This window comes from Acidovorax sp. SRB_24 (assembly GCF_012931925.1).
Genome location: NZ_MWOM01000300.1, coordinates 1 through 319, shown reverse-complemented (window position 1 = coordinate 319; position 319 = coordinate 1). Strand labels below are relative to the sequence as shown.

Annotated in this window: 1 pseudogene; it reads left to right on the top strand. The window is 73.4% G+C overall.

The features are described 5' to 3' along the window. Nucleotides 1-319: pseudogene (ligA, locus tag B2J89_RS22020) on the top strand (NAD-dependent DNA ligase LigA); the annotation flags it as partial.

The following is a 319-nucleotide window of genomic DNA, read 5'->3' as shown; positions in this document are numbered from 1 at the left end:
CCTGGCGCCCGTGTTCGTGGGCGGTGTGACGGTGACCAACGCGACGCTGCACAACGTGTTCGAGATCCGCAAGAAAGGCGTGCGCGTGGGCGACACCGTGGTGGTGCGCCGCGCCGGCGACGTGATTCCGGAGGTCGTGGGCCGGGTGGCCTCCAGCGGGGCGGCGGGCCTGCCCGATGCCCAAGCGCTTGCGCACGGCGGCGGCGATGCCACGGCCCTGATCGCCGAACGGGCCCGTGTGCCGCGCCGGCCCTACGTCCCCAACTTCCGCATGCCCGCGCACTGCCCGGTCTGCGGCAGCGACGTGGTGCGCGAAAAG